The sequence below is a fragment of the Streptomyces sp. SID3343 genome (genome assembly GCF_009865215.1).
In the GTDB taxonomy this organism is placed as follows: domain Bacteria; phylum Actinomycetota; class Actinomycetes; order Streptomycetales; family Streptomycetaceae; genus Embleya.
The window spans coordinates 1-2,466 of record NZ_WWJX01001097.1; the positions used below are offsets into that span (position 1 = coordinate 1).

The window sequence follows — 2,466 nt, forward strand, 5'->3', positions numbered from 1 at the left end:
GACGGCGCCGGGCCGCTCCGCGCCGACGAACGCGGTCTGGAACGGCGTGGGCGCCCCCTCTCCGCGCCGGACGAGCGCCCGACCCGGGTTGTTCGGCGAGATCCCCGCCGCCTCGATGCTGTTGATGATGTCCTGGCTCTCCGAGCGGTCGGTCACCCGCAAGGCCATCCGCAGGTTGGTGTTGGCCTTGATCTCGTTGCTGACCGAGCCGCCGGGACGCTGGGTCGCCAGCAGCAGGTGCAGGCCCAACGAACGCCCGCGCTGCGCGAGGCTGATCAAACCGGGTACGAAGTCGGGCAGTTCGCGGACCAGGGTGGCGAACTCGTCGATCACCAGGATGAGTCGGGGCAGCGCCGGCAGTCGCGGATCGCGGGAGCGCTTGATCCGGTACTCGGTATGGTCCTTGGCCTCGACCTCGTTCAAAACCGTCTCGCGGCGCCGGAGTTCGGCGTCGAGCGAGGCCAGGGCGCGCTTGACCAGGTGGCCGTCGAGGTCGGTGATCATGCCCAGCGTGTGCGGCAGTTCGGCGCACTCGCGAAACGCGCTGCCACCCTTGTAGTCGACCAGCACGAAGGTGAGCTCGTCGGGCCGGTTGGCCGCGGCGAGCGAGGCGATCACGGTCTGGAGAAGTTCGGACTTGCCCGAGCCGGTGGTGCCGCCGATCAGGCCGTGCGGGCCGTCGCGGACCAGGTCCAGGCGCAGGGTTCCCTCGTAGCCGCTGCCCAACACGAACGTGGTCGAGGCCGGACGGCGCGCCCACGCGCGAACCAGCAGGTCCGCGTCCGGCGGCTCCTGGCCGATCAGGGGCAGCAGCGCGACCTCGGCCGGCAGCCCCGAGTCGCTCTCCACGCTCACGTCGCGCACCGGCGCCAGCGCCCGCGCGACCTCCTCACACCAGGCCGGGTCGACCAGGTCGGCCCTGATGCCCTCGACGTCCGGTATGTGCGACGCCCGCAGGTCGAGGTGATTGCCGTTCGCCGTCACCACGGCCGTGCACTCCTCCGGGAGCAGGTGCTCGCGCTCCTCCAGGCACAGACTGAACACGCGGACGGCCGGCCCGTTGGTCAACACCTCGATCACGCCGGGCACATCGCGTAGCCGCCGGCCGCCGTCCAGGATCACCAGGACGTCCGGTACCCGTTGCAGACTCGGGCCCAGCGCCGACTGCGACGCGTCGGTGCGGGCCTGGATGTCGGAGATCAACTCGTTGACCCGGTGCGCGGTGCTTTCGGGATCGGTGCCCAGTGCCACCACCGCCGCGCCCGCCCGGCCCGGCCGCAGGTGCGGCAGCCAACGCACCCACTGCCACGCGTCGGCGTGCTCGTCCTCGGTCAGCACGACGATGCGAACGTCACGCGGGCTGTGCAGCACGGCGGTCTGGGCCACCGCCCAACTCGCGATCCGGCGTGGCATCTCTCCCGGGCCACTGATCCCGACCACGCCGAAGCCGGTCAGCTCGACCCCGAACGGCACGTCCGCGAGGCGCCAGTTGACGTGTCGGTAGTGCGTCTCGCGCGCCTGGTCGTCGATGCGCTTGAGCGACGCGCGGGTGAGCGTGCCCAGTCGGACGGTCAAGTGGTCGGCGTCGCGGCGACGGCGCTGCCACAGCCCCAGGCCGGGGCCGCTCGCCGTCAGCAGGACCGCCGCGGGATCCGGGAACGTCGCGTTGCGCAGGCCGCGTTCCTCCACCGTCGCGCGACGCATCTCCAGTTCCAACGCCGACCGGCGGATCCGATAGACCCGCTTCGCCTCTTCGTACTGCCGGCGACCGGTGCGCCGTCCGGAAACCCAGTTGCCGATCGCCATGATCGGCGTGAAGAAGATGAAGACGACGAAGAACAGACTCCGGAACAGGAACATCATCGCCAGGCCCATGGCGAGCGGGGCCATCATCATCAGGAACGGGAACGGCCGCTTGGTGTTGTCGGCCGGCGGACCCATCAGGCGGATCGTCTCGCCGTCCAGATGCGGCGCGAGGCGCGGCGGCCGGTTGTACTCGATGCCGAGCCCGTCCGCGGTCGCGCGTACCGCCGCCTCGGGCTCGTCCGGCGGGCCCAGGCGCAGAAGATGGTCACCGAGGGACAGGTCGGCGTACGTCGGCCACGGCAACGAGCCGTCGTCGGGCGGCGGAAGGACACCGACCGCCGGCAACGGCGGCGTGACGGGCAACCCGTCGGGGCCCGGCGGCAGGGGCTCGACGGAATGCCCGCCGGGACCGCCTTCCTCCGCCCCGGCCGGCTCCTCGGTGGTGAGCGGCGTACCGGTGACCGGATCGACCGGCGGCGGTGGGGTGAGACTGCGCAGGCCACAGCGATCCTCGTCCACGCCGCTCGGGAGGGCGACCGTGACCGATCCGTTCGCGCCGACCGTGATCCACGTGCCCTGTGCGGGCGCCGCGCCGCCGTCCAGACGCAACGCGCACGCGCGGTCCGTGCCGACCTCGTGCCGCCCCGGGCCGAGCCGCCA

1 protein-coding gene is annotated in these 2,466 nt (G+C 72.0%); it reads right to left on the reverse strand.

Annotated features, from left to right (window positions below):
* The coding region (locus tag GT354_RS34390) for an FtsK/SpoIIIE domain-containing protein (protein ID WP_272923939.1) at positions 1-2,466 on the reverse strand (2,466 nt) is incomplete at both ends.